Source organism: Pseudomonas sp. 2822-17 (assembly GCF_002742485.1).
In the GTDB taxonomy this organism is placed as follows: domain Bacteria; phylum Pseudomonadota; class Gammaproteobacteria; order Pseudomonadales; family Pseudomonadaceae; genus Aquipseudomonas; species Aquipseudomonas cyclaminis.
Genome location: NZ_LJRZ01000744.1, coordinates 1 through 261, shown reverse-complemented (window position 1 = coordinate 261; position 261 = coordinate 1). Strand labels below are relative to the sequence as shown.

At 35.6% G+C, this 261-nt stretch carries 1 protein-coding gene; it reads left to right on the top strand.

Going from position 1 to position 261, the window contains the following annotated elements:
- Nucleotides 1–261 (top strand): MFS transporter (locus tag AOA60_RS32400; RefSeq protein WP_178075422.1); only part of this gene is annotated, 261 nt, incomplete at both ends.

The window sequence follows — 261 nt, the reverse complement described above, 5'->3', positions numbered from 1 at the left end:
GTTTGCTAGCCCAACACGTAGCTGGCAGATGACCATGGGGATCATCGGGGTTGTAGGTGCCCTATTACTTTTATTCTGTTTCTTTAGCACGAAGGAACGTGTAGCACCAGTAAATAATAAAGAGAAGAATAAATTCACAGATATCTTTGAGCAGTTTAGAAAAAATCGTCCATTACTAGTTTTAAGTGTATTCTTTGTTTTAATATTTGGAGTAAATGCGATCAGTAATTCGATTGGAGTTTACTTTGTAACGTATAATAT